Source organism: Ruegeria sp. AL12 (assembly GCF_056540885.1).
In genome coordinates, this window is record NZ_JBQFXN010000012.1 from 16,917 (window position 1) to 41,788 (window position 24,872).

Annotated in this window: 24 protein-coding genes; 18 read left to right on the top strand and 6 right to left on the bottom strand. The window is 57.9% G+C overall.

Going from position 1 to position 24,872, the window contains the following annotated elements; all coding sequences use genetic code 11:
- Positions 1-16: 16 nt before the first annotated feature.
- Positions 17-559: a chloramphenicol phosphotransferase CPT family protein gene (locus tag ACR0C6_RS19415; RefSeq protein ID WP_480447606.1), complete on the top strand. Its 543-nt coding sequence runs from the start codon at positions 17-19 to the stop codon at positions 557-559.
- A gap of 4 nt (positions 560-563) precedes the next feature.
- On the opposite strand, the gene ACR0C6_RS19420 is transcribed toward ACR0C6_RS19415, so the two are convergent.
- The gene (locus tag ACR0C6_RS19420; RefSeq protein WP_480447607.1) at positions 564-1,397 is read right to left on the bottom strand and encodes a prephenate dehydratase; all 834 of its coding nucleotides are present in this window, start codon (positions 1,395-1,397) and stop codon (positions 564-566) included.
- 120 nt (positions 1,398-1,517) lie between these two features.
- Between ACR0C6_RS19420 and ACR0C6_RS19425 the strand changes: the two genes are divergently transcribed.
- The 5 genes from ACR0C6_RS19425 to ACR0C6_RS19445 all read left to right on the top strand — a co-directional run bounded on the left by ACR0C6_RS19425 (position 1,518) and on the right by ACR0C6_RS19445 (position 7,883).
- On the top strand, positions 1,518-2,030 hold the full coding sequence (locus tag ACR0C6_RS19425; RefSeq protein ID WP_152459925.1) for a c-type cytochrome: 513 nt from the start codon (positions 1,518-1,520) through the stop codon (positions 2,028-2,030).
- A gap of 171 nt (positions 2,031-2,201) precedes the next feature.
- Complete coding sequence (locus ACR0C6_RS19430) at positions 2,202-4,106, top strand: extracellular solute-binding protein (protein WP_171207020.1); 1,905 nt, start codon at positions 2,202-2,204, stop codon at positions 4,104-4,106.
- A 1-nt stretch (position 4,107) separates the two neighbouring features.
- The gene (locus ACR0C6_RS19435; RefSeq protein WP_480447609.1) at positions 4,108-5,202 is read left to right on the top strand and encodes a microcin C ABC transporter permease YejB; all 1,095 of its coding nucleotides are present in this window, start codon (positions 4,108-4,110) and stop codon (positions 5,200-5,202) included.
- On the top strand, positions 5,203-6,309 hold the full coding sequence (locus ACR0C6_RS19440) for an ABC transporter permease (protein ID WP_480447610.1): 1,107 nt from the start codon (positions 5,203-5,205) through the stop codon (positions 6,307-6,309).
- A complete protein-coding gene (locus ACR0C6_RS19445; protein ID WP_480447611.1) occupies positions 6,306-7,883 on the top strand; it encodes an ABC transporter ATP-binding protein in 1,578 nt (525 codons plus the stop codon). The genes ACR0C6_RS19440 and ACR0C6_RS19445 overlap by 4 nt, the downstream gene beginning before the upstream one ends.
- A gap of 28 nt (positions 7,884-7,911) precedes the next feature.
- Here the strand turns inward: ACR0C6_RS19445 and ACR0C6_RS19450 are convergent, their stop codons facing one another.
- The 3 genes from ACR0C6_RS19450 to hemN form a co-directional block, all read right to left on the bottom strand.
- Positions 7,912-8,391 (bottom strand): DUF995 domain-containing protein, encoded by a 480-nt coding sequence (locus ACR0C6_RS19450; protein ID WP_480620733.1) that lies wholly within the window; start codon positions 8,389-8,391, stop codon positions 7,912-7,914.
- A gap of 94 nt (positions 8,392-8,485) precedes the next feature.
- Positions 8,486-10,417 (bottom strand): elongation factor G, encoded by a 1,932-nt coding sequence (locus ACR0C6_RS19455; RefSeq protein WP_480620735.1) that lies wholly within the window; start codon positions 10,415-10,417, stop codon positions 8,486-8,488.
- Positions 10,418-10,629: 212 nt separating this feature from the next.
- Complete coding sequence (hemN, locus tag ACR0C6_RS19460; RefSeq protein WP_480620737.1) at positions 10,630-11,985, bottom strand: oxygen-independent coproporphyrinogen III oxidase; 1,356 nt, start codon at positions 11,983-11,985, stop codon at positions 10,630-10,632.
- 61 nt (positions 11,986-12,046) lie between these two features.
- Between hemN and fnrL the strand changes: the two genes are divergently transcribed.
- Together fnrL and ACR0C6_RS19470 are read left to right on the top strand one after the other, a co-directional pair.
- Complete coding sequence (gene fnrL / locus ACR0C6_RS19465; RefSeq protein ID WP_152459193.1) at positions 12,047-12,790, top strand: transcriptional regulator FnrL; 744 nt, start codon at positions 12,047-12,049, stop codon at positions 12,788-12,790.
- A gap of 70 nt (positions 12,791-12,860) precedes the next feature.
- On the top strand, positions 12,861-13,115 hold the full coding sequence (locus ACR0C6_RS19470) for a GlsB/YeaQ/YmgE family stress response membrane protein (protein WP_152459192.1): 255 nt from the start codon (positions 12,861-12,863) through the stop codon (positions 13,113-13,115).
- Positions 13,116-13,167: 52 nt separating this feature from the next.
- Here the strand turns inward: ACR0C6_RS19470 and ACR0C6_RS19475 are convergent, their stop codons facing one another.
- Positions 13,168-14,007: a universal stress protein gene (locus tag ACR0C6_RS19475; protein ID WP_171233862.1), complete on the bottom strand. Its 840-nt coding sequence runs from the start codon at positions 14,005-14,007 to the stop codon at positions 13,168-13,170.
- 200 nt (positions 14,008-14,207) lie between these two features.
- Between ACR0C6_RS19475 and ccoN the strand changes: the two genes are divergently transcribed.
- The 10 genes from ccoN (at position 14,208) to nusG (ending at position 23,298) form a co-directional block, all read left to right on the top strand.
- Positions 14,208-15,815 (top strand): cytochrome-c oxidase, cbb3-type subunit I, encoded by a 1,608-nt coding sequence (ccoN, locus tag ACR0C6_RS19480; RefSeq protein WP_171172554.1) that lies wholly within the window; start codon positions 14,208-14,210, stop codon positions 15,813-15,815.
- 14 nt (positions 15,816-15,829) lie between these two features.
- Positions 15,830-16,558 carry a cytochrome-c oxidase, cbb3-type subunit II gene (ccoO, locus tag ACR0C6_RS19485; protein ID WP_171230651.1) on the top strand — a complete coding sequence of 243 codons (729 nt, stop codon included), beginning with the start codon at positions 15,830-15,832 and terminating at the stop codon, positions 16,556-16,558.
- Positions 16,559-16,570: 12 nt separating this feature from the next.
- Positions 16,571-16,756, top strand: a complete 186-nt coding sequence (locus ACR0C6_RS19490) for a cbb3-type cytochrome c oxidase subunit 3 (RefSeq protein WP_480620740.1) — start codon at positions 16,571-16,573, stop codon at positions 16,754-16,756.
- Positions 16,753-17,616, top strand: a complete 864-nt coding sequence (ccoP, locus tag ACR0C6_RS19495; protein ID WP_171642610.1) for a cytochrome-c oxidase, cbb3-type subunit III — start codon at positions 16,753-16,755, stop codon at positions 17,614-17,616. Before ACR0C6_RS19490 ends, ccoP begins: the two co-directional genes overlap by 4 nt.
- A gap of 419 nt (positions 17,617-18,035) precedes the next feature.
- Positions 18,036-19,463, top strand: a complete 1,428-nt coding sequence (gene ccoG / locus ACR0C6_RS19500; protein ID WP_480447616.1) for a cytochrome c oxidase accessory protein CcoG — start codon at positions 18,036-18,038, stop codon at positions 19,461-19,463.
- 2 nt (positions 19,464-19,465) lie between these two features.
- The gene (locus tag ACR0C6_RS19505) at positions 19,466-19,924 is read left to right on the top strand and encodes a FixH family protein (RefSeq protein WP_171230649.1); all 459 of its coding nucleotides are present in this window, start codon (positions 19,466-19,468) and stop codon (positions 19,922-19,924) included.
- Between the two features lie 2 nt (positions 19,925-19,926).
- Complete coding sequence (locus ACR0C6_RS19510) at positions 19,927-22,104, top strand: heavy metal translocating P-type ATPase (RefSeq protein ID WP_480620742.1); 2,178 nt, start codon at positions 19,927-19,929, stop codon at positions 22,102-22,104.
- Positions 22,105-22,109: 5 nt separating this feature from the next.
- A complete protein-coding gene (ccoS, locus tag ACR0C6_RS19515) occupies positions 22,110-22,268 on the top strand; it encodes a cbb3-type cytochrome oxidase assembly protein CcoS (protein WP_152459183.1) in 159 nt (52 codons plus the stop codon).
- Positions 22,269-22,367: 99 nt separating this feature from the next.
- Entirely contained in the window at positions 22,368-22,565 is a 198-nt protein-coding gene (gene secE / locus ACR0C6_RS19520) for a preprotein translocase subunit SecE (RefSeq protein WP_050605011.1), read from the top strand.
- Positions 22,566-22,764: 199 nt separating this feature from the next.
- Positions 22,765-23,298: a transcription termination/antitermination protein NusG gene (nusG, locus tag ACR0C6_RS19525; protein ID WP_152459924.1), complete on the top strand. Its 534-nt coding sequence runs from the start codon at positions 22,765-22,767 to the stop codon at positions 23,296-23,298.
- 86 nt (positions 23,299-23,384) lie between these two features.
- Here the strand turns inward: nusG and ACR0C6_RS19530 are convergent, their stop codons facing one another.
- Positions 23,385-24,614, bottom strand: a complete 1,230-nt coding sequence (locus ACR0C6_RS19530) for a peptidoglycan-binding domain-containing protein (protein ID WP_480447620.1) — start codon at positions 24,612-24,614, stop codon at positions 23,385-23,387.
- Positions 24,615-24,872 lie beyond the last annotated feature (258 nt).

The window sequence follows — 24,872 nt, forward strand, 5'->3', positions numbered from 1 at the left end:
GGAAAAGAAACCGCAGATGTCGCAGATCATTTTTCTGCATGGCGCATCAAGCAGTGGAAAATCGACGATCGCACAGGCTTTGCAACAGAAGATAGCGAAGCCGTTCTGGCATATCTCGATCGACCACTTGCGAGATTGTGGTGTTCTGCCGCTGGATCGCTATCGCCGTGGCGAGTTCGATTGGTCCGACGACCGATCGGCAGTCTTTGATGGGTTTCATCAGTCGCTGGCTGCCTACGCGGCCTCGGGCAACAATCTGATTTTGGAACATATTCTGGATACGCCGGGGTGGGACAAAGATTTGCGCGACCTTTTCCGCCCGTTTGATGTTCTGTTCGTGGCTGTCCATTGCCCGGTTCCCGAGTTGAACGCGCGCGAACGATTGCGCGGCGACCGTCCGGTGGGAAGCGCCCAACGGGACCAAACCATGATCCACGCTGGCAGAGTTTACGATATCGAAATTGATTCCATGGACGGCATCGAGGCCAACGTGCAGGCAATTCTTCAGGCATGGCGCAGTGACCTGCGCCAATCGGAATTCAACCAGTCTTTCGCGTGACCTGTCAGCCGCGAGGATGGGCCGCAGGGTAGACGCCAAGAACCTCGACATTGGTCGTGAAATGTTCCAGCTCGTCCATTGCCAGCTGCACGTTGCGGTCTTCGGGATGTCCAACGATATCCGCATAAAACTGCGTTGCAGTGAAGGACCCGTCGACCATATAGCTTTCCAGCTTGGTCATGTTGATCCCGTTGGTGGCAAAGCCACCCATGGCCTTGTACAGCGCGGCCGGGATGTTGCGGACCTGAAACACGAAGCTGGTGATCATTCCATACTCACCCCGACGTGACAGATCCGCCTCTCGTGACATGACAAGAAAACGGGTCGTGTTGTCGTCATTGTCCTCGATATGGCGGGCCAGCACGTTCAGGTCGTAGATTTCAGCCGCAAGCTCGCTGGCCAGAGCGGCGGAATGCAAATCCCCGATTTCGGCCACTTCGCGCGCGGCGCGGGCATTGTCGGGACTGACACGGCCGCGAATACCGTATTCTTTCAGAAAGCTGGAACATTGCGGCAGCAGCACCAGATGGGAATGCGCTTCGGTGATGTCTTCCAGTTTTGCGCCGGGTACACCAAGTAGGTTGATGTGAACACGCACGAACGCTTCATCGATGATGTGAAGCCCGCTATGGGGCAACAGCCGGTGAATATCGGCAACCCGGCCATAGGTCGTATTTTCGACCGGCAGCATCGCCAGATCGGCCGCGCCCGAGCGAACTGATTCGATCACATCCTCGAATGTGCGGCAGGGCAGGGCCTCCATTTCGGGTCGTGCGTTGCGGCAGGCCTCGTGACTGTAGGCGCCGGGTTCGCCCTGAAAAGCAATGCGATTGGTCATTTGGTCGATTCCATGCAACAAGTTCGCGATTTGGTCGTTTCGTCGCGGTGTCTATACCTTGCCTCTCGCAAGTGGAAGCCTTAGACACCTGCGCAGACAGCTGAAATGGACACGCGATCAATGTTCGACACGATGACAGTTACGAAGGCCGCCGCTGGCCTGTTCGGCACTTTCCTGGTGCTGCTTCTGGCCAAATGGGGGGCTGACATCCTCTATTCTTCCGGTGGCCATGGCTCGGCTGAGGCCGCCTACATTATCGAAACCGAAAGCTCGGGCGAAAGCGCCGACGGCGAAGAAGTGGTCTTTGAAGATCTGCTGGCCGCCGCTGACGTTGAGAAGGGCGCGAAAGTATTCCGCAAGTGCACCGCGTGCCACAAGCTGGAAGACGGGGCGAATGGAACCGGCCCTTACCTGTATGGCGTAGTTGATCGCCCGGTTGCCTCGGCAAAAGGTTTCACCGGTTACTCAGCCAGCATGCAGGCCCATGGCGGCAACTGGACGCCCGAAGCGCTGGATGCCTTCCTGGAACGCCCAAGCGCCTATATCTCGGGAACATCGATGAGTTTTGCTGGCTTGAAAAAACCTCAGGACCGCGCGGACTTGATTGCTTATCTGCAGACAATTGGCAACTGATTGCCTGAGAGACCATTGAAGTTCAGAGCCGCTGCCCCGCGCAGCGGCTTTTTTTTGTCTGAAGGGAACTTCACAAAGCGCTCACGCATTCTAAACTTGAAACTGTCAGCGTTGGCACTTTAGCTAGCGTATGCGACATAAAAGATTACAATAACCCAGAGGATGAGCCCCATGATATCCCTAATGCCTGCTGCACGTGATCTTAAGGTCAGGCCATTGGCTGGCATATTCGGGCTTTGTGCTGTTCTGCTCTCACCGCAAGCTGCTTTGGCATTGGATGAGGGGGTTACCCGCAGTCATGGATACTCGTATTTCGGCAATCTGGATTACCCTGCTGACTATCCGCATCTGAATTACGTGAATCCAGATGCGCCCAAAGGTGGTGAGTTGTCCTTGGCGGCTTCGGGGACGTTCGATTCCTTGAATCCCTATTCCCGCAAGGGGCGCGCAGGCGCCTTGACGACGCTGCAATATGACCGCCTGTTCGAAAGCTCTGATGACGGTGTCGGACAGTATTACGGCGTGCTGGCGGAAAGTCTGGAATATGATGAAGGGCGCAACTACGTCATTTTCCATTTGCGACCCGAAGCAACCTTTTGGGATGGCACGCCGGTGACGGCCGAGGATGTTGTCTACAGCCACCGCCTGTTCATCGAACAGGGCCTGCCTTCGTACGCCCAGGCCGTGGGCCGCATGGTGACGGGGGCCGAAGCGTTGGATGATCACACGGTCAAGTTCACGTTCAATCCGGAAGTCACACGCCGCAGTTTGATCGAGACCGTTGGGTCGACCCCCGTCTTTTCGAAAGCATGGTTCGAGGCGGACGAGTCCCGGCGTCTGGATGAGCCGCGTCTGGAAGTTGCGGTCGGCTCGGGCCCCTACAAACTCGACAGCTATGACATTAATCGCCGTATCGTTTACAAGCGACGCGACGACTATTGGGGTAAAGATCTGCCATTCAATGTCGGTCGCAACAATTTCGATACCATTCGCGTCGAGTATTTCGCCGATCAGACAGCGGCGTTCGAGGGGTTCAAGGCCGGTGAATACACGCTGCGGATTGAAAGCGATCCCAAGCTTTGGGCGACGGCGTATGATTTTCCGAAGCTGAACGAAGGTGTGATCGTACGGGACGAGATACCGGATGGCAGCCCGCCAACACCGTCAGGCTTCGTCTTCAACCTCGGAAAACCGCAGTTTTCCGACAAGAACGTACGCAAGGCCCTTGCACTGGCCTTCAATTTCGAATGGGCAAATGAATCCCTGCTGTTTGGTCTGAATTCACCGCGCAATTCCTTTACACAAGGCACCCCGCTGGAAGCGCAAGGCCTGCCCGAGGGCGATGAACTGGCGTTTCTTCAAGCGCTGGGTGAGGTTGTGCCCGAGGACCTTCTTTCAGAACCTGCCGTGACGGTCCACGAGTCAAACCCCGCGCGCCTGAACGATCGCAGAAATCTGCGAAAAGCCGCGAAATTGCTGGACGAGGCCGGGTGGCCCGTCGGCGATGGCAACGTGCGGCGCAACGCGGAAGGGCAGACGCTCAAGGTGGATATCCCCTATCCTTCAAACCTGCCGACCTCGACGGCCACGATGATTGAAACCTATGTCCAGAACCTGCAAGCCATTGGCGTGGATGCGTCGGCGGAAAAGGTTGACCCGGCGCAATACACGCTGCGCAGCCGCGAGCGGGATTATGACATGGTTTATTCCACACGTTACGGGTCTTTTTTGTCGACCGGTGGCGGGTTGAGCCAGATGTACGGGTCGGAAGAGGCCGCATTCAGTCTTTTCAACCCGGCCGGACTGGCCAGTCCACTGGTTGACGCAATCATCGAAGCATCCTTTGATACCGACAATCAGGCGGATCAGGACATGGCGTTGAAGGCGTTGGATCGCGCTTTGCGGTACGAGTTCTTCGTGATCCCCGTAGGATACATCGCTGACCACTGGGTGGCATATTACGATATGTATGAATACCCGGAAAACCTGCCGCCTTATTCGCTGGGCTATCTGGATCTGTGGTGGATCAATCCGGAAAAAGAGGCCGCACTGAAAGCGAAAGGCGCGCTGCGATAACATGGGCGCCTATGTTCTAAGACGTTTGTTGCTGATCATTCCGACCCTTCTGGGCATCATGATCGTCAACTTCACGCTAGTACAATTCGTGCCTGGCGGACCGGTCGAGCAGATCATTGCCCAGATCGAAGGTCAGGGGGATGTTTTCGCCGGTTTTGCGGGTGCGGGCGATGCCGGCGCGGGGTCAGAGCCGGCGGGCGGTGTTTTCGACGACAAATATGTCGGTGCGCGGGGCCTGCCGCCCGAGTTCATCGCTGAACTTGAAAAGGAATTCGGCTTCGACAAACCGCCCCTGGAACGTTTTCTGATCATGATGGGCAACTATCTGACGCTGGACTTCGGCGAGAGCTATTTCCGCTCGATCAGCGTGATTGATCTGGTGCTCGAGAAAATGCCGGTCTCGATCTCGCTGGGCCTGTGGTCAACGCTTATCGCCTATCTGGTTTCGATCCCTCTGGGCATTCGCAAGGCGATCAGGGACGGTTCGCAGTTCGACACGTGGACCAGCGCAGCGATCATCGTGGCCTATGCGATCCCTGGCTTCCTGTTTGCCATTTTGCTGCTGGTGCTTTTCGCCGGTGGATCCTATTGGCAGATCTTCCCGTTGCGGGGGCTTACATCCGACAACTGGGACAGCCTGAGTCTTTTTGGCAAGATCGCAGATTATTTCTGGCATATCGCGTTGCCGACCATTGCGCTGACGATCTCGGCCTTTGCGACATTGACGCTGCTGACCAAGAACTCTTTTCTTGATGAAATCAAAAAGCAATATGTCATGACCGCCCGCGCCAAAGGCCTGAGCGAACGCAAGGTGCTGTATGGCCATGTGTTCCGCAACGCGATGCTGATCGTCATAGCCGGATTTCCGGCTGTGTTCATCGGCGTGTTCTTCGGAGGTTCGATCATCATCGAAACGATCTTCTCACTTGATGGTCTGGGACGTCTGGGTTTTGAAGCCGCCGTGGCGCGTGATTACCCGGTGATCTTCGGCACGCTGTTCATCTTCGGCCTGATGGGGCTGGTGGTCGGCATCATCAGCGATCTGATGTATGTGCTGGTCGACCCGCGCATCGATTTTGAAAAGCGGGAGGGGTAAATGGCATTGTCCCCCCTGAACCAGCGCCGCTGGAGCAATTTTCGCCGAAACAAGCGCGCCTTCTGGTCGTTGATCATCTTCGCCGTGTTGTTCGGCCTGTCGCTGTTTGCCGAGTTCATCGCCAACGACAAACCGATTCTGGTGAAATACCGGGGCGAGTTTTACATGCCGGTCTTCAACTTCTACGCGGAAACCGAATTTGGCGGAGACTTCCAGACAGAGGCGATCTATCGCGACCCCGAGGTTCAGTGCCTGATAGACAGTGGCGGGCTTGAGCAGTGTTTTGACGATCCCGAAGGCATTATCGAACAGATCGACGCCGGCACGTTCCAGGCGGAGGGGTTCGAGCGTGGCTGGTCGCTTTGGCCGCTGATCCCCTATTCCTACAACACGTCTGTGGATCGCCCCGGGGCTGCACCTTTGCCGCCCAATGGCCAGAACCTGCTGGGCACCGATGACACCAAGCGCGATGTGCTGGCACGGGTGATTTACGGCTTCCGCCTGTCGATCCTGTTCACGCTGCTGGTGACGGGCGCCGCCAGTCTGATCGGTATTTTTGCCGGTGCCATACAGGGTTTCTTTGGCGGTTGGCTGGATCTGATCTTTCAACGGATCATCGAGATCTGGTCAGCGACACCATCGCTTTACGTCATCATCATCATGTTCGCGGTATTGGGGCGAAGTTTCTGGCTGCTGGTCGCGTTGATGATCCTGTTCAGCTGGACCGGGCTGGTTGGCGTGGTGCGCGCAGAATTCCTGCGGGCGCGAAACCTTGAATATGTGCGCGCTGCACGGGCATTGGGTGTGGGCAACATGACCATTATGTTCCGCCACATGCTGCCCAACGCAATGGTGGCCACGCTGACCTTCATGCCCTTCATCGTCACGGGCACCATAGGCGGGCTGGCTTCGCTGGATTATCTGGGTTTTGGTCTTCCGTCTTCGGCCCCCTCGCTGGGGGAGCTCACCTTGCAGGCAAAACAGAACCTTCAGGCCCCATGGCTGGCGTTTACGGCCTTTTTCACCTTTGCCATCATGCTGTCCCTGCTGGTCTTCATCTTTGAAGGCGTGCGGGATGCGTTCGATCCCAGAAAGACCTTCTCATGAGCCTGCTGGATGTAAACAACCTGAAGGTCTCGTTCCGGCAGGATGGTCAGATCAGTGCCGCGGTTCGGGGCGTGTCATTCCATGTCGATCGCGGGGAAACCGTGGCGCTGGTGGGCGAATCCGGATCGGGCAAATCGGTCACCGCGCTCAGCACCGTATCTTTGCTGGGCGACAGCGCGATCGTCGAAGGGTCCGTCACCTATGACGGGCAGGAGATGATCGGCGCCTCGGAGCAACGCCTGATGGAGGTGCGCGGCAATGACATCAGCTTCATTTTCCAAGAGCCGATGACGTCGCTGAACCCGCTGCACACGATCCAGAAGCAGATGGCGGAATCGCTGGCCCTGCATCAGGGGGTCATGGGTGATGTCGCGCGCGAACGGATTCTTGAACTGTTGAACAAGGTCGGTATTCGCGACCCCGAAGACCGGCTGGACAGCTATCCGCACCAGTTGTCGGGCGGACAGCGGCAGCGCGTGATGATCGCCATGGCGCTGGCGAACAAGCCGGACATCCTGATCGCCGATGAACCGACAACGGCGTTGGATGTGACCATTCAGGCACAGATCCTCGAGTTGCTGGCCAGTTTGCAGAAATCCGAAAACATGGGGATGCTGTTCATCACCCACGATCTGGGCATCGTGCGGCGCATCGCCGACCGGGTCTGTGTGATGAAGGATGGTGAGATCGTCGAGACCGGCGCGACCGCCGAGATCTTCGACAACCCGCAGCACCCCTATACCCGCAAGCTCCTGGCTGCGGAACCTTCGGGCCAGCCAGACGCCGTTGCGACAGATGCCGAGGAAGTCGCGCGCACCGATCACCTGAAGGTCTGGTTCCCGATCCAGCGCGGGTTTCTGAAACGCACGGTCGGCTATGTGAAGGCGGTGAATGACGCCACGCTGAGCGTGCGCGCGGGTGAGACCTTGGGGATCGTGGGCGAAAGCGGGTCGGGCAAGACCACGCTGGCGCTGGCGATCATGCGTCTGATCGCGTCCGAAGGCGGCATCACCTTCCGCGATCAGGATGTTCGAAAATGGTCCACACGAGAGCTGCGCCGACTGCGCAAGGATATGCAGATAGTGTTTCAGGACCCGTTCGGCAGCCTCAGCCCACGCATGACCTGTCAGCAGATCATCGCGGAAGGTCTGGCCATTCACAACATTGATCCTCATCGCGCGCCGCGTGAACTGGTCGCTGAGGTGATGACCGAGGTGGGCCTGGATCCTGCGGCGATGGACCGGTATCCGCACGAGTTTTCGGGCGGTCAGCGTCAGCGCATCGCGATTGCGCGCGCGATGGTCTTGCGCCCCAAGCTGCTGGTTCTGGACGAACCGACCAGCGCGCTGGACATGACGGTTCAGGTTCAGATCGTCGATCTGCTGCGCGATCTGCAAAAGAAATACGGGCTGGCGTATCTGTTCATCAGTCACGACCTGAAAGTTGTGCGGGCGATGTCGCACAAGGTGATCGTCATGCGAAACGGAGATGTGGTTGAAATGGGAACGGCCGAGGATTTGTTCGAAAATGCCCAGACCGACTATACCCGCGAATTGATTGCTGCGGCGGGGTAGGGCGGGTTGTTACCCGCCCGGCCAGAGATCAAAGCCCCAGATATTTCTTGATCTTGTTGAATTTTCTTTTTTGGGTGTCGCCTTTGACCTGTTTTTCGTACTTATGCTTGTACCAGTCTGATTTCTCAGGAAGGTAACGTTCCCAAATGGTTCCGTCTGGCGCTGTTACGAACTCCCAGCACTCATTGTACAATTCTGACTTTGTTTGACCGTTCTCAGGCCAATACCAAGTCGTCTCGTTGCACAGTTTTCCTTTGTTGGTGACGTACCACTTACCGATACCGATGGAGTCGCCATTTTTGCCAACGCCATGCATGACACCGTTGGGAGCCCAATAAAATTTGCTGCCCCGGCTCCAGTTTGACGTTTTCCCTGAAAACAACTGTGCAATTTGCTGGGGATCAGTTGCCGATGCGCCCTTGGGTTTTCCTTTCGCAAGGCCTTCACTGGCAAACAGTGCTAAGGATACTGCGGCAGCTGTGCTCAGGATGGCTTTTGAATATCCCATAACAAAGACTCCTCTCTAGCTCTTTTTAAAGAAATGGGACGTGGTCCCGGATGCCCTCTGACCGGCGGGGCCGATCAGAGGAATTCTGGAAATGTCAGTGTGCGTTGGCCGCTTCGCGTGATGCCGACTTTGGCACCGGCCCGCGCAGTTCTTCATAGTGATCAAAGCTCAGCTTGACCCACCCGGTTCCGCGCGTGGCGCTGGCAAGAGTGCGATGCAACTCATCCTCGGCCACGGCGGGAATCAGAGCGTTGAAAATCTCCCAGCCTGATGCGTTTGGGTTGCCCTCAAATCCCAGAACCTGTCCTTGCAGAGAGCTGATCGTCGGCACCAGGTCGCCAACAAAATCAGAAGGCAGGTGGATTTCGGCGTTCAGGATCGGCTGCAAAACAACGGGCTTGGCCTGTGGCAGCGCTTCGCGCACGGCGTTCTTGCCCGCGGTGCGGAAGGCATAATCGGAACTGTCCACGTTGTGATGTTTGCCGTCATGCAGCGTGACTTTCACATCCACCACCGGAAAGCCCTCGGGGCCTTGCTCCAGCGCGTCTCTGGCGCCCTGTTCCACGGATGGGATGTAATTCTTGGGCACCGCGCCGCCCTTGACCACCTCTTCGAACTGGAACCCAGATCCGCGCGGCAGCGGCGCGACCGAGATCACGACATCCGCGAACTGCCCAGCCCCGCCGGATTGTTTGCGGTGTCTGTGGCGATGTTCGACAGGTGTTCGGATGGTTTCGCGATAGGCGGTTTCGACCGGGTCGGCTTCAATCTCGATCCCGAAATCCTCGGCCAGTTTGGCGGTCACGCGTCGCATGTGCTGCGGACCTTGAGACCCAAGAACGGCGTGGCCGGTAAGCTCATCCTGTTGCAGGTGAAGGCCGGGGTCGATTTCGGCCAGGCGGCTCAGGGCGTTTGACAGGCGCACATCGTCCCGCTCATGCGCGGGCGAGACGATCTGACGATGCGCCACCGGATGCGAGGCTGCCCATTCCGGCAGTTCCGTCGCCGAATTGCTGTCGTAGATATAGCCGGGGTTTAGGTGATCGGATTTCACCGCCAGACCAATCTGCCCGGCCTCAAGCGTGGCGATCTGGGTTTTGGCATCCAGCGTTGTCAGATTGCCGACGGTCTCACCGCCCAAGGCTTCATGGGCTTGCACGCCGTCCCCCAGGCCGCGCAGAACCACGATTTTTCCGATGTGCTTTTTGACATCTGCAAAACCGGCAATGGCGCGGGCGCTGTCTGCGGCCTCGTCGCGCCCGGCGGCGATGTCAAATTCGGGGGCTTCGTGCCGCAGCGCCTTCATCAGACGCGTCAGCCCGTTGCCGTGACTTGCGGCACCCAGGCAGGCGGGAATCAACTGGTGGTTCTTCAGGACCTGTGCCGCCAGATCATAGACCTCGTCACTTGGCGGCTGTTTGTCTTCGATCAGCTGTTCCAGCAGGTTGTCATCGAAATCGGACAGGGTTTCGAGCAGCTCGGTTCGCGCTTCCTGCTCGCGGTCTTCGACGGATTGAGGCAGTTCGATCAGGGCCGAGGGCTGGCCCTCCTGATATTTCCAGGCCCGTTCCGAGATCAGATCAACCGCCCCGATGATCGTATCCCCTTCGCGGATCGGCACCTGACGCAGCGCAATGTGGTGGGTGCAGTATGTTTGCAGAGCGGCGATGATATCGCGGACGCGGCCATTGGGGTTGTCCATCCGGTTGATGAACAGAAAACAGGGGATGCCGGCCTCTTCGACCAATCGCAGGTAGGGCGCGCACAGAACGGCGGCATTCGGGTCGGGGGGCACCACGACCACGGCGGCGTCCGAAATCGCCATTGCAGGGCCGACATAGGCCAGTGCATCGCCGCCCCCATCGACGGCGATCGCGCACCAGGGCTCGTCCAGGTAAGAAAAACCGTGCAAATGCACGGTTCCGGAAACATCGAATGTGGTGGGGCGCCCGTCGAGGCGGCTGATGGCCTCGACAAGCGTAGATTTGCCCGATTGGCTGGGCCCGAGGACGGTGAAAACGCGCATGAGTGTTGTCCCTCTTTCAGGTTGCAGATTGGCTACACGAAAGGGACCGACCGACGCGTTGGCGCCGACAAGGATTGTCTGTATTTTGCCCGCCTCAGACCGCAGAGCGAGATGCCGCCCTACAACATGAGTGTGGGAAAAACCGCAGGCGTGCGTCAAGCCCCTGATGTGTTTTGCGCGTCACGGGCCGAATGTTGCCCGCCGAAAAAGGGTCAGATGGCCGAGCTGTGCCCGGCTTTGCTGAGGTCATAGGCGTCAAAGCTGCGGGCGATCATCCGGGTCAGCGCCCGCGCTTCGGGCGGTATGAAAAGCCCGGCTTCGGTGATTTGCAGCATTCCGTCGAAAGATGCGTTGGCTGCGCGGTACATCTCGTCCAGGTCAGAGGCCGAAATATCGTGATCCCGCAGGATTTCCGCCGAGTCGATCTTGAAATCGCACATCAATGCCTCGATCAGACGGGCACGCAGAATGTCCTGACCTTTGAAAAGGTGCCCTCGGGAAGTCGAAAACTGCCCATCGCGAATGGCTTTAGTATGGGCAGAGGTGGCCGGAGCGTTCTGCGCGTAACCTTGCGGGAAACGAGAGATCGAGCTGGCCCCGACACCAATCAGAACATCGGCCTGATCGTCGGTGTAACCCTGGAAGTTCCGCTTGAGGCGGCCCGCGCGCAAAGCGTGGGTCAGACCGTCATCCTGAGTGGCGAAATGGTCGATACCGATCTCGGCATAATTGTCCCAAAGGAACAAACGTCGGGCCGTGTCGAACAGTTCAAGGCGCTGTTCCGGTGTGGGCAGGGCGTCCGACGGAATCAGCTGCTGCCGCTTGGCCATCCAAGGCACGTGGGCATAACCGTAGAGTGCCACGCGATCCGGGTTGAGCGACAGGAGTTTCTGCACGCTTTCCGTCATGCGCGCCTTGGTCTGATGTGGCAGACCGTAAAGGATATCCGCATTCAGGCTGGTGATGCCACGTTCACGGATCATGTCGATGGCGTCGCGCGTGGTGTCATAGCTTTGAATACGGCCTATGGTTTTTTGGATTTCGTCATCGAAATCCTGCACCCCGATCGAGGCGCGGTTCATGCCCGCGTCTGCCAGCGCATCCAAACGCGCCTCGTCAATCTCGTTCGGGTCGATCTCGACCGAGAATTCGGCATTCGGCCCCATGGGTACGATACCCAGGATGTGTTGTGCCAATTCGCGCATCAATTGGGCGTTCAGCAATGTTGGTGTGCCGCCGCCCCAGTGCAGGCGCGACAGAACCACTCCTTCAGGTAGACGTGCCGCCAGAAGGTCCAGTTCGGCCTTCAGAACATCGACATAGGCGATTACCGGATTATCGGTTTGTGTCCCTTGTGTTCGGCAGGCACAGAACCAGCATAGCCTGCGGCAGAATGGGACATGAACGTACAGCGAAATTGCACTGCCGGGTTTGATCCCGGAAATCCAGTCGCCGAACATATCTGCTCCCACGTCGTTGCTGAAGTGGGGGGCGGTGGGGTAGCTTGTGTAACGCGGTACTTTCGCGTCAAAAAGTCCAAGCTTTGCCAATTGTGGTTTCACTATCATGGCGATACCCTTATGCGACAGGCGACACAGGTGCTTTGATGGAGATCAAGTGGGAACGCGCATGACAGTAAAAGCACAATTTGACCATTCAAATTGCGGAGATTGCCCGATTCGTCATCGCGCCGTCTGTGCCCGGTGTGATGCCGATGAGCTGGAAGAGCTTGAAAGCATTAAATATTACAGAAGTTTCGAGGCTGGTCAGACGATCATCTGGTCTGGGGATCAGATGAGTTTTGTCGGCTCGGTTGTGGCCGGAATCGCATCGTTGACCCAGACGATGGAAGATGGCCGCACCCAAATGGTTGGTCTGCTGCTGCCAAGCGACTTCGTTGGCCGCCCGGGTCGCGATACTGCGCCCTATGATGTTCAGGCCACGACGGATGTCGTGATGTGCTGTTTCCGCAAAAAACCGTTCGAAGAGTTGATGGACCACACCCCGCATATCGCCCATCGTCTTTTGCAGATGACTTTGGACGAGCTTGATGCCGCCCGCGAGTGGATGCTGGTTCTGGGGCGCAAAACGGCGCGTGAGAAGATTGCCAGCCTGCTGTCGATCATTGCGCGCCGGGACGCTTCGGTCAGCCAAAAGGGTCTGACTGGATCTATCGTGTTCGACCTGCCCCTGACCCGAGAAGCAATGGCGGATTACCTGGGTTTGACATTGGAAACGGTCAGTCGCCAGATATCAGCTTTGAAAAAAGACGGGGTGATCACACTTGAAGGAAAGCGACACGTGACCATCCCCGATCTGGGCCGCCTGATGGAAGAGGCAGGTGACGATTCGGATGGCGGCTTTCCGGTCTGACGTAATCGGCTTTTGACCACGAACAGCCGCCGCAGTCTTTTTCGCGAGATATCTAATTCAGGAGCTCGGCATGGAATTTACCAGTTTGTTGGCAATGCTTTTGGTCGGCGCAATCGCCGGTTGGCTTTCCGGAAAGATCATGGAGGGCAGGGGTTTTGGTCTTTTCGGAAACATAGTTGTCGGAATCGTAGGTGCGTTTCTGGCGGGGTTGATTTTTCCGGCGCTTGGATTCGCCGTTGGCGGCGGCCTGCTGTCATCTATCCTCTTCGCAACAGCAGGTGCCGTGATCCTGTTGTTCCTGATAGGCCTGATCCGCAGAGGATGACAAAAGAGAGGATGACAAAAGCCGCCACGTCGGGCGGCTTTTGAAGGGCGGATCAATGGGCCAGGAATACCGGTACGGTAGACTGCTCCAGCATGTTGCGGGTTGCGCCGCCCAGAATGGCCTCGCGAAAACGGGAATGACCGTAAGCGCCCATGACGATCAGATCCGATTCTGTATCGGATGCGTGACGGTTGAGAATATCCGACACGCGCGTCATGCTTTTGCTCAGCACATCAATCTCACATTTGACCCCGTGTCGGGCCAGCATCTGTGACAGCATTCCGCCCGGATCAGACCGGTCCGGCCCATGGCGGGGCGGATCGATGACCACGATTCGGACCAGCTCGGCCTGTTTCAGGAAGGGCAGGGCGTGACGAATGGCGCACATGGCCTCTACGCTTTCGTTCCAACCTATCATGATATTGCGCGGCACCGACAGCGGCTCGACGTCGTCCGGTACGACCAGAACCGGGCAATGCCCTTCGAACATGGCGGCTTCGATGATCGGCTCGGCCTCGGCACCGCGGTCTTTGCCATAAGGGTGCGGCAGGACCACCAGATCGGAAAACCGTGCCCTATGCGCAACATGGCGTCCGATATCGGCGATCTGCGCGACGCCGTGCTCGGCGGACCAACGAACGCCGGACTTGCCAAGGTAGTCATTGGCAAAGTTCAACAGCTCCTGGGCCTCGGCATTGGCCCGGCTCAGTGTTTCCTGAACGATAAGCGCGTTGGCACCCGCATAGTAATAACCTGTCTGACTGCGATCGACGCCAAGGCACAGGGCTTCGGCATGTGCATCCTGCGATTCTGCCAGGGCCACCATCTGCGCCAGAGCGGCGGGTGCCGTCTGTGTTTCGGTCATGACAGTGAGTAGTGATTTGTAAGTCATTGCGACCTCATGATTCGGGCATTTGGTCTCATGTGACCAGTCGGCCTATTTCCTCTACAATGCGTGTCACAGAAAACGCAGAACTGTCTTGATACAGATCAAAGCAGTAACAGCTGCCGTGCTTCAGAACGGCAGCCAGTCAAATGGGTTTCGCGCGTACAAGAATCAAAAACGCGCGGGGCATGGCAAAGGGACGCAATATGTCGAATTACATCAAGCTGATCGTGCTTGGTCTGATCGCGCTGTTTGCAGCGATCGGAACCAATTATGCACGCGATTTGGCGTATCAGGTACATGCACTGCTGGTGATGCTTATCGCCGGTGGCCTGTTTATCTGGACGCTTCGAAACACTGACGAGCCAGATATTCTAGTCGATCGCTCGGGCGAATACATGGATGACGTGATCCGCTATGGCGTGATCGCTACCGCCTTCTGGGGCGTGGTCGGGTTTCTGGCCGGGACCTTCATCGCGTTTCAGCTCGCCTTTCCGGTGCTGAACTTTGAATGGGCACAGGGGTATCTGAATTTCGGTCGTTTGCGTCCGCTGCACACGTCGGCAGTGATTTTTGCCTTTGGTGGCAACGCGCTGATCGCAACGTCGTTCTACGTCGTTCAACGTACCAGCGCCGCGCGTCTTTGGGGCGGCAATCTGGCCTGGTTCGTTTTCTGGGGCTATCAGCTGTTCATCGTGCTGGCGGCGACGGGCTATGTTCTGGGCGGAACGCAGTCCAAGGAATATGCCGAACCTGAATGGTATGTCGATCTGTGGCTGACCATTGTCTGGGTCGCCTACCTGGCGGTGTTCCTGGGCACGATCGTCAGGCGGAAAGAGCCGCATATCTATGTGGCCAACTGGTTCTACCTCGCCTTTATCGTCACCGTCGCGATGCTGCACCTGGTCAACAACATGACCGTTCCCGTCAGCATCTGGGGTTCGAAATCGGTCATCGTCTGGTCGGGCGTACAAGACGCCATGATCCAGTGGTGGTACGGCCACAACGCGGTGGGATTCTTCCTGACAGCCGGCTTCCTGGGCATGATGTACTATTTCATCCCGAAACAGGCCGAACGCCCTGTATTCTCGTACAAGCTGTCGATCATCCACTTCTGGGCACTGATCTTCCTGTATATCTGGGCCGGTCCGCACCACCTGCACTATACCGCGCTGCCTGACTGGGCTTCGACGCTGGGCATGGTGTTCTCGGTGGTCCTGTGGATGCCGTCCTGGGGTGGTATGATCAACGGTCTGATGACTCTGTCGGGCGCATGGGACAAGCTGCGCACTGACCCGGTGATCCGGATGATGGTGATCTCGGTCGGCTTCTACGGCATGTCCACCTTCGAAGGCCCGATGATGTCGATCCGCGCGGTGAACTCGCTGTCGCACTACACAGACTGGACCATTGGTCACGTGCACTCGGGCGCGCTGGGCTGGAACGGCATGATCACCTTTGGTGCGCTGTACTTCCTGGTGCCCGTCCTGTGGAAGCGTGAGCGTCTGTACTCGCTGCAAATGGTCAGCTGGCACTTCTGGCTCGCCACCATCGGTATCGTACTTTACGCCGCGTCGATGTGGGTCACCGGTATCATGGAAGGCCTGATGTGGCGCGAAGTGGATGCCAACGGCTTCCTGGTGAACTCGTTCGCCGACACCGTGGCTGCCAAGTTCCCGATGTATGTGGTGCGTGCTCTGGGTGGCGTGATGTTCGTCGCCGGTTCGCTGATCATGTGCTACAACCTGTGGATGACTGTGCGGAAAGCGCCGGCCAAAGAGGCCAGCCTGACCGTCGCGGTCCCGGCTGAATAAGGAGGGCCGGAGCAATGGCAATTCTCGACAAACACAAGATCCTCGAGACCAACGCGACCCTCCTGCTGATCTTCAGCTTTCTGGTCGTGACCATCGGTGGCATCGTTCAGATCACCCCGCTGTTCTATCTTGAGAACACAATCGAAAAGGTGGAGGGCATGCGCCCTTATACCCCTCTCGAAATGGCGGGGCGCGAGATCTATATCCGCGAAGGCTGCTATGTCTGCCACAGCCAGATGATCCGCCCGATGCGGGATGAGGTCGAACGCTATGGCCACTACTCGCTGGCGGCGGAATCGATGTACGATCACCCGTTCCAGTGGGGGTCCAAACGGACCGGACCGGATCTGGCGCGTGTCGGTGGCCGCTATTCTGACCAATGGCATGTCGACCACCTGCGGGATCCGCAATCCGTTGTGCCGGAATCGGTGATGCCGAAATACGGCTTCCTCGAACATCGCAAAATTGACGGAAAGTACATCGGTGATGTGATGGCCGCCAATGCTCTGGTCGGTACGCCATATACCGAAGAGATGCTGGAAAACGCACAAGCCGACTTCCTCGCTCAGGCTGACCCGGACAGCGACTATGACGGGCTGCTCGAGCGCTATGGCGACAAGGTCAACGTGCGCAACTTCGACGGCCAGCCCGAGTTGACCGAAGCTGATGCGTTGGTTGCCTATCTTCAGATGTTGGGCACGTTGGTCGATTTCTCGACCTTCACCCCGGACGCAAGCCGCTAAAGGAGGATCGTGATGGAAGAATACACAATTCTCAGGCAGTTCGCGGATAGCTGGATGCTGCTGCTGTTGTTCGCCTTCTTCGTTGGTATCGTCATCTGGGTTTTCCGCCCCAGTGCCAGCAAGGAATACAAGGACACCGCCAACATCCCCTTCCGGCATCAAGACAAACCCGCCACATCCAAGGAGGCGCGGCAATGAGCAAGACACCTGAAAAACAGCCGGGTGATCCGAATACAACCGGCCACAGCTGGGACGGGATCGAAGAGTTCGACAACCCGATGCCGCGCTGGTGGCTATGGACCTTCTACGCCACTATCTTCTGGGGCGTGATCTACACGATCATGTATCCAGCATGGCCCCTGGTGCAGTCGGCAACCGCCGGCGTCATGGGCTGGTCTTCACGGGCTTTGGTCCAGCAGGAGATGGTCGCATTCGAAGAGGCAAATGCACCCTGGAACGCCAAACTAGTGGAAACACCATTGGAAGACATCGCGAAGGACGCTGAGCTTCAGCAATATGCCGTGAACTCTGGCGGTGCCGTGTTCCGTACCTGGTGCGCACAGTGCCACGGTTCTGGTGCGCAGGGCGCGCCGGGTTTCCCGAACCTGCTGGATGATGCCTGGTTGTGGGGTGGTACGATGGAAGATATCGTCTACACCGTCAGCTATGGTATCCGGAACGAAGAAAGTGACGATGCGCGCTATTCCGAGATGCCTGCCTTCGGTGAAATCCTGGAGCATGACGAAATCACGCAGGTGGTTCAGTATGTCATGTCGCTGAGCAACGCTCAGACCGATGACGCGGCGGCACAGGCGGGCAAGGTTGTCTTCGAAGACAATTGCGCGTCCTGCCATGGTGAAGATGGCAAAGGTGACATCTTCCAGGGGGCGCCGAACCTGACCGACGCGATCTGGCTTTATGGCGGTAGCGAAGAAGCTCTGACCGAAACAGTGACTTACAGCCGCTTTGGTGTCATGCCGCCCTGGGATACCCGACTGACCGAGGCGCAGATCCGTGCGGTTTCCGCCTATGTCCACCAGTTGGGTGGTGGCCAGTAAGACCTAGAGGGCACCTTCGGGCGGCTGGCCGCCCGAAGGCTGTAGCACCGGCTGTTCCATCTGTTCGCGCGTTTCCTGAACAGCCGGTGCTTTTTTACACTGAATTCCTGTTGTTTTGCCATTCCGTTCTTTGCAACGACGGCTGATCACCCGCGTTCGGGCAGGGCTGACCCGGGGCTGCGACAATTGGTCGGCACTTGGAAAACTGCATGTCCCACGTGCAGCTGGTATCGCGCCACAAGTAGATTTTCCGCCAAAATAGGCTGAAAATCGGCTAAAATACCTGATCTCCGGTGCCGGCAAGATGGGCTGATCTTTAAAAGATGTTTGCTCGATGCGCTTTTTGACCCATGTCAAAGTTCGCCTAGGCATGATCTGGAACAAGACGTCTTCAGAAGACCCATTTGTGGAGCCAGCCAGTGAGCGATTCCGATCCCGCCCCCAGCCTTTACGCCGCGCGTGAGCCGATTTTTCCAAGACGTGTTTCGGGGCCGTTTCGAAACCTGAAATGGATCATCCTCATCGTGACACTGGGCATCTACTATGTGACACCCTGGATCAGATGGGATCGCGGCCCCAGCCTGCCTGATCAGGCTGTCCTGCTGGATCTTGCAAATCGACGTTTTTATTTCTTCTGGATCGAGATCTGGCCGCACGAATTCTACTTTGTCGCTGGTCTGCTGATCATGGCAGGTTTGGGTCTGTTCCTGTTTACGTCGGCTCTGGGTCGCGTTTGGTGCGGGTATGCATGCCCGCAAACCGTCTGGACGGATCTGTTTATTCTGGTCGAGCGGTGGATTGAAGGCGACAGAAACGCCCGCCTGCGCCTGCACCGTCAGGAAAAGCTTGATTTCCGAAAGGCTCGCTTGCGGGTCACCAAATGGGCGGTCTGGTTTCTGATCGGTTTGGCGACAGGTGGTGCCTGGGTGTTCTATTTCGCGGATGCGCCTACGCTGGCCCGTGATCTTGTGACGGGCAACGCGCATCCCATTGCCTACACGACGATGTTGATCCTGACGGGTACAACCTTCTTCTTCGGCGGGTTCGCCCGCGAGCAGATCTGTATCTATGCCTGCCCTTGGCCGCGCATTCAGGCGGCGATGATGGATGAGGACACGCTGGTTGTCGGCTATCGCGAATGGCGAGGTGAACCGCGCGGCAAAGGCAAGCGGACGGCCGATTCTGAACTGGGGGATTGCATCGACTGCATGGCCTGCGTGAATGTTTGCCCTGTCGGAATCGATATTCGGGATGGCCAGCAGCTGGAATGCATCACCTGTGCCCTTTGCATCGACGCGTGTGATGACATGATGGCCAAGATCGGAAAGCCACGAGGGCTGATCGACTACATGGCGCTGAGCGATGAAGAGCATGAGCGATCCGGCGAGCCCGCCAAGAATGTCTGGAAGCACATTCTGAGGCCGCGTACGATCATGTACACCGCATTGTGGGCGCTGGTCGGGTTCGGGCTGTTGTTTGCGCTCTTCATCCGTTCTGACATCGATCTGACGGTCGCGCCGGTCCGCAACCCCACTTTCGTCACCCTGTCGGACGGTACAATCCGCAACACCTATGACGTTCGTCTGCGCAATAAGCACGGTGAGGACCGTCTGTTCAAACTGTCTTTGGCGGGCGATCCGGCGATGCGACTGGAAATCGAGGGAACCAAAATCGATACTGTGAATGTCACGGCGGATACGGCACAATTGACCCGTGTATATATCGTGGCCTCTCGCGATAGCGATCCGGCCACAGCAGAGGCGACACCAGTACGGATCTGGGTCGAAGACCTCAGCAGCGGCGAACGCGCCTACAAGGACACCACGTTTAACGGACGAGGAAACTGATCATGGCCGAACGTAAATTCACCGGAAAGCACGCTTTGGCCGTGTTTGTCGGCGCTTTTGGCGTGATCATCGCGGTGAACCTCGTGCTGGCGTATAATGCGGTGAAAACCTTTCCCGGGCTGGAGGTCAAGAACTCCTACGTCGCCAGTCAGGAGTTCAACGAGCGCCTGAAAGAGCAGCAGGCGCTGGGCTGGACAGTTCGGGCGGAAACCCAAGGCGGCCTTCTGATCCTGCACATCACCGACGAAAGCGGTGCGCCGGTTGAGGTGAGCGAATTGCAGGCCGTGGTCGGCAGGGCAACCCATGTGCGCGACGACTTCGTGCCGGATTTTACGTTCGACGGTACAGCCTATGCCACGCCTGCTACACTGGGTAAGGGCAACTGGAACATCCGATTGGTGGCGCGTGACGGAAACGGTGCCGAATTCTCGCAGCGCGTCCCGCTTTACGTGAAGGGGTAAGCATGACGGCTCAGCTTTCATCCGGCACAGCAGCCTGTCCGGGCTGCCTTGCGGCCCCGGCCGAACCGGCCCGGCCCATACCGGAGGATGTGCAGATCGCTTTGTCGCTGCCGGGCATTCATTGCTCGGCCTGTATCGCGACGGTCGAGCGTGAGCTGAACGCGCATCCCGGCGTCGAAGACGCCCGGGTGAACCTGACGCTCAAACGCGCGATGATCAAAGCCACGCCGGAAACGCGTGCAAGCGATCTGATCCCGGTGCTTGAACAGGCAGGATTCGAAGCACATGAGCTTGATCCGGGGGCTTTGTCCGCAACGCAGACGGACAAGGCCGGGCGTGATCTTTTGATGCGGCTGGCCGTGGCCGGGTTTGCATCCATGAACGTGATGTTGCTGTCGGTGTCGGTCTGGTCCGGTGCGACGGATGCAACGCGGGACATGTTCCACTGGATTTCAGCGGCCATTGCGCTGCCGGCCATTGCGTTCTCGGCCCAGCCGTTCTTTGCCAATGCCTGGAGCGCCCTGCGCGTGCGACGGCTGAATATGGATGTGCCGATTGTACTGGCGATCCTGTTGGCGCTGGTCACGTCGCTGTGGGAAACCGCGTTGAGCGGTGAACATGCCTATTTCGACGCAGCCCTGACATTGACCTTCTTTCTGCTGGCCGGACGGTATCTGGACTACCGCACCCGTGCCGCGGCGCGATCTGCGGCCGAGGAATTGACCGCGTTGGAAGTTCCCCGCGCCATTCGTGTCGCCGATGGGGTTGAAGATGAAGTTCCCGTTGCCGAGTTGCGCGTCGGTGATCTGATCCTTGTGCGACCGGGTGGGCGCATGCCCGTGGACGGCCAGATCGTGTCGGGTCAGTCCGAACTGGATCGATCCCTTCTGACGGGTGAGACGGTGCCAGTCTTTGCCGAGGCCGGGCAGGCTGTGAGCGCGGGTGAAGTCAACCTGACGGGTCCGTTGACAATCCGGGCAACGGCGGTGGGTGAAGACACGTCGCTCCATCGTATGGCTGATCTGGTCGCCATTGCCGAGTCTGGCCGGTCCCGGTACACCTCGTTGGCCGACAAGGCCGCCAAGCTGTATGCGCCCGGCGTTCACATTCTGTCGGTGCTCAGCTTTGTTGGGTGGTATATCTATTCCGGTGACTTGCGCACGGCGCTGAATATCGCGGCGGCTGTTCTGATTATTACCTGCCCCTGTGCGTTGGGTCTGGCCGTGCCAGCGGTAACCACGGCCGCGTCGGGCCGGTTGTTCCGCAAGGGAATGCTGATCAAGCACGCCACGGCACTGGAGCGGCTGTCCGAAGCCGACACGGTTGTATTCGACAAGACAGGCACGCTGACATCCGGCGCGCCGGAACTGGTCAATCTGGCAGACCATGCACGCGCCAAGGTCGAGGTCGCTCTGGCGCTGGCCGAGGCTTCTGCACATCCCTTGTCCGTATCACTGGCAAAAGCGGCGCGCGCGGCAGGGATCAAACCAGCAAATGTGCGGGGAATAGCCGAGGTTCCCGGCTATGGCACCGAGGGCGAATTCCGTGGTCAACGTGTTCGTCTGGGGCGGGCGGCCTGGGTCGGCGCGGATCAGGGCACCGATACTTCGGCCTGGCTTGCAATCGGCGAGGACGCACCCGTGGCCTTCCGATTCTCGGACGCGTTGCGCCCGGGCGCCGCTGAGGCGGTGGATGCCCTGCGTGCCTCGGGCAAACGTGTACTTTTGATTTCAGGGGATTCGCAGGGGGCGGTGCGCGCCTTGGCCGAAAAACTGGGAATCACGGATTGGATCGCCGAGGCTTTGCCGCAGGACAAGGCAAGACGCATTCAGGATCTCAGCGATGAAGGCCACAAAGTTCTGATGGTTGGCGACGGGCTGAACGATACCGCCGCTTTGGCCGGGGCGCATGTGTCGATCTCTCCGGCCTCTGCGCTGGATGCGGCGCGGGTCGCGTCGGATATCGTGCTGTTGGGCAATGATCTTTCGCCCATTGCGGATGCGTGTGACACGGCCGTCAAAGCCACCAGACGCATTCGCGAAAACTTCCAGATCGCAACCGTTTACAACGTGATCGCCGTTCCTCTGGCCGTGATCGGATTGGCGACACCGCTGATCGCGGCCCTGGCGATGTCGACCTCGTCCATTACCGTGTCCCTGAACGCCCTGCGGCTGAGGTAACCTGAATGGAAGTGCTTGCTTATCTGATCCCGATTTCCCTGTTCCTGGGGGGCGTTGGTCTGGCTGCCTTCGTATATACCGTTCGTACGAACCAGTACGAAGACCCCGAAGGTGATGCGCGCCGGATCCTGAGCGACGAATGGGATGACAAACCCAAACCCTGAACGAATGCCCCATAGAGGCAGAGTTGAACCAACTGCCCTTGAAATTGCCGCAATGCCCGGCTATGTCCGGCCCATCCGCTAGCAGAGAGAACACGCCAAATGGCCACCACCAATCCGATCCAGTTCATTCAGCAAGTCCGTGCCGAAGTCTCCAAGGTCGTCTGGCCGACCCGGCGCGAGGTGCTGTTGACCACGGTAATGGTCTTCATCATGGCGGCGCTGACGGCTGTATTTTTCGCTTTGGTCGATTTGGGTATTCGGGGTGGTCTTCAACTGATCCTGGGTGCTTTCAGCTAGACGGGATCAGCGCGCTGAAACGTCTCTGCCCCCTTGCGCTGCGGGCAATGTCAGAGTAGGTGACGCGGTACTATTCGGAATGGGCGTGTGGCGATTCGGGCTGCGCGCCGCTTTTTATTCCGGATGGTGTGACAAGATTTTAATGACGGGTGTGTCCGGTACGCTTGATGCCCCGAAGACAAACAAGGACGACAGGTTCATGGCGAAACGGTGGTACTCGGTCAGCGTTCTTTCGAATTTCGAAAAGAAGATCGCAGAACAGATCCGCACGTCGGTGGCTGAACAGGGCCTTGAGGACGATATCGACGAAGTTCTGGTGCCCACCGAAGAGGTGATCGAAGTGCGCCGGGGCAAGAAGGTCACGACCGAACGCCGCTTTATGCCTGGTTACGTTCTGGTGCATATGGAAATGTCGGATCAGGGGTATCACCTGATCAACTCGATCAACCGCGTCACTGGTTTCCTGGGCCCGCAAGGCCGCCCGATGCCGATGCGCGACGCCGAAGTGAATCAGATCCTGAACCGTGTTCAGGAAGGTGAAGAAGCACCCAAGCTGATGATCAGCTTCGAGGTCGGCGAGAAGGTCAAAGTCAACGACGGCCCGTTCGAAGATTTCGACGGTATGGTCGAAGGTGTGGACGACGAGAACCAGAAGCTGAAGGTTTCGGTTTCGATCTTCGGCCGGGAAACTCCGGTCGAGCTGGATTTCACGCAGGTCACCAAGCAAAGCTGAGGAAATGTTTCTCGAGAATTGAAACGCCGCGATGCCAAGGGCAACGCGGCGTTTTTTGTTTGGGTATTCGCTGAAAACGTATCGACCTATTGCGCCTGAACCATGGCCGCGCGCAAGAGTTGCGGGCGGTCGGTCTGGGAAGGCAGGAACACAGCCTGCGATCCGGCGTCCAGTGCCGACAGGCTTGCGTCATACCACTGCATCGCAAGATCGCGACGTTTCTGCACACCGAAGCCTTCGCGCAGATGGTGGCCAATCAGCTCGCCATAGGCGGGCTCACCCATTGCGACCAGCATCAGGGCAGACCCAAGCGCGGCATCCATGTTGTCCTGACGATAGCCAATCGCAAGGCAGACCTTGCTTGTTGCGGCAAGATCTTGGGGGCTGAGGCCCGAGTCCAGCGCCAGCTTGCGCATCTGGGTTTCAGCCTCGGTTTTCGAGTTGATCGACAGGGCATCAACCTGAGGCGCCACCATTTCACCATACGAGTCGCATTGGGCACTCACCTGATCCGGCGTGAGCCCCTGGATATCCTGAATCAGATCTTCACCGCGCGCCATCGCGTAGCTGCGGGCAAGACAGAACTGTTCGCTGAGCGCAAAGTCGGGATCGGACATGTTCGCCAGGGTCGTATAGCCGCCATTGGTAGATGTTTGCAGCATGACCCCGCTACAGCGATTGGCCAGCGACGGGCCTCCGGTGCCGCCGGAAAACAGGCTCGGTAGGCTGGCAGACGTTGTTTCGGTTGTCTCGGGCTCAGGTTCTTGCGGTGTCGCAACCGGAACAGGTTGTGCCGGGGCGTTTTGTGCCGGAGCCTGAGGGGCAGTAGCCAAAGCGGATCCCGTTTGCACCTGACGGCGATACGCCATTAGAAGCGGTTGGCCCGCAAGTTGAGTGGCCGCCTGTCCACCGCTTGTGGCCCAATAGTAGGCTTGCATCAGAAAGTCATACTGATACGGCTGAAAATCGTAGCCGTTTACAGGATAACCCATCGAGGCCTGATAGCGTTCGATTGCGGACCGGGTGCCACGACCGACCTGACCATCGACCCTTCCTGCATTGTACCCGAAGTAATTGAGCGCGGTCTGAGTTTGCGCGCCTTGCGTGGTCGATGGAATACCTGACCGATAGGTGCGGTTCGATGAAGTTGTTCTCTGAGATTTTTTCTTTTGTTGGTCCTTGCCGATTGCGTAACCAACGATCCCGCCGACGACCGCACCACCAAGAAACTCTCCAGCGTCGGCCCGTGCCGTTTGAGGGATGGCAGCAGCAAGAGAAAAGGCGATGCCAAGAGTTAAAGCTAAACGAAGTATCATAATTAACCTCCACCAATAATCACAATTTTTAAGGAGTATAGCACGGTCATCTGCGTTATGGCGAAGCAAGCGCCAATGTCGCGTTCGATTGGCTGCAAACTGGCGGTTTTACATGTCTTTGCAGATTGTTAGAGGAATTTGAAACCGCGCGGACATTCGCGTTTAATCACGCAGGCAGCAAGAATCCTCTCAGGGTTTGATTCGGTACAACCCGAATGGTGCGCCAACCACTTGTCATCTCTCCTGATCCCATGTAAA

Bases quoted from the DNA above. Each gene is read 5' to 3' on its own strand.
- fnrL (WP_152459193.1), top strand. From the start codon at position 12,047: ATGACAGTAAAAGCACAATTTGACCATTCAAATTGCGGAGATTGCCCG.
- ACR0C6_RS19435 (WP_480447609.1), top strand. From the start codon at position 4,108: ATGGGCGCCTATGTTCTAAGACGTTTGTTGCTGATCATTCCGACCCTT.
- ACR0C6_RS19425 (WP_152459925.1), top strand. From the start codon at position 1,518: ATGTTCGACACGATGACAGTTACGAAGGCCGCCGCTGGCCTGTTCGGC.
- nusG (WP_152459924.1), top strand. From the start codon at position 22,765: ATGGCGAAACGGTGGTACTCGGTCAGCGTTCTTTCGAATTTCGAAAAG.
- ccoO (WP_171230651.1), top strand. From the start codon at position 15,830: ATGGCAATTCTCGACAAACACAAGATCCTCGAGACCAACGCGACCCTC.
- hemN (WP_480620737.1), bottom strand. From the start codon at position 11,985: ATGATAGTGAAACCACAATTGGCAAAGCTTGGACTTTTTGACGCGAAA.
- ACR0C6_RS19510 (WP_480620742.1), top strand. From the start codon at position 19,927: ATGACGGCTCAGCTTTCATCCGGCACAGCAGCCTGTCCGGGCTGCCTT.
- ACR0C6_RS19415 (WP_480447606.1), top strand. From the start codon at position 17: ATGTCGCAGATCATTTTTCTGCATGGCGCATCAAGCAGTGGAAAATCG.
- secE (WP_050605011.1), top strand. From the start codon at position 22,368: ATGGCCACCACCAATCCGATCCAGTTCATTCAGCAAGTCCGTGCCGAA.
- ACR0C6_RS19505 (WP_171230649.1), top strand. From the start codon at position 19,466: ATGGCCGAACGTAAATTCACCGGAAAGCACGCTTTGGCCGTGTTTGTC.
- ccoN (WP_171172554.1), top strand. From the start codon at position 14,208: ATGTCGAATTACATCAAGCTGATCGTGCTTGGTCTGATCGCGCTGTTT.
- ccoS (WP_152459183.1), top strand. From the start codon at position 22,110: ATGGAAGTGCTTGCTTATCTGATCCCGATTTCCCTGTTCCTGGGGGGC.
- ACR0C6_RS19420 (WP_480447607.1), bottom strand. From the start codon at position 1,397: ATGACCAATCGCATTGCTTTTCAGGGCGAACCCGGCGCCTACAGTCAC.
- ACR0C6_RS19450 (WP_480620733.1), bottom strand. From the start codon at position 8,391: ATGGGATATTCAAAAGCCATCCTGAGCACAGCTGCCGCAGTATCCTTA.
- ACR0C6_RS19490 (WP_480620740.1), top strand. From the start codon at position 16,571: ATGGAAGAATACACAATTCTCAGGCAGTTCGCGGATAGCTGGATGCTG.
- ACR0C6_RS19430 (WP_171207020.1), top strand. From the start codon at position 2,202: ATGATATCCCTAATGCCTGCTGCACGTGATCTTAAGGTCAGGCCATTG.
- ACR0C6_RS19530 (WP_480447620.1), bottom strand. From the start codon at position 24,614: ATGATACTTCGTTTAGCTTTAACTCTTGGCATCGCCTTTTCTCTTGCT.
- ACR0C6_RS19470 (WP_152459192.1), top strand. From the start codon at position 12,861: ATGGAATTTACCAGTTTGTTGGCAATGCTTTTGGTCGGCGCAATCGCC.
- ACR0C6_RS19445 (WP_480447611.1), top strand. From the start codon at position 6,306: ATGAGCCTGCTGGATGTAAACAACCTGAAGGTCTCGTTCCGGCAGGAT.
- ACR0C6_RS19440 (WP_480447610.1), top strand. From the start codon at position 5,203: ATGGCATTGTCCCCCCTGAACCAGCGCCGCTGGAGCAATTTTCGCCGA.
- ccoP (WP_171642610.1), top strand. From the start codon at position 16,753: ATGAGCAAGACACCTGAAAAACAGCCGGGTGATCCGAATACAACCGGC.
- ACR0C6_RS19475 (WP_171233862.1), bottom strand. From the start codon at position 14,007: ATGACTTACAAATCACTACTCACTGTCATGACCGAAACACAGACGGCA.
- ACR0C6_RS19455 (WP_480620735.1), bottom strand. From the start codon at position 10,417: ATGCGCGTTTTCACCGTCCTCGGGCCCAGCCAATCGGGCAAATCTACG.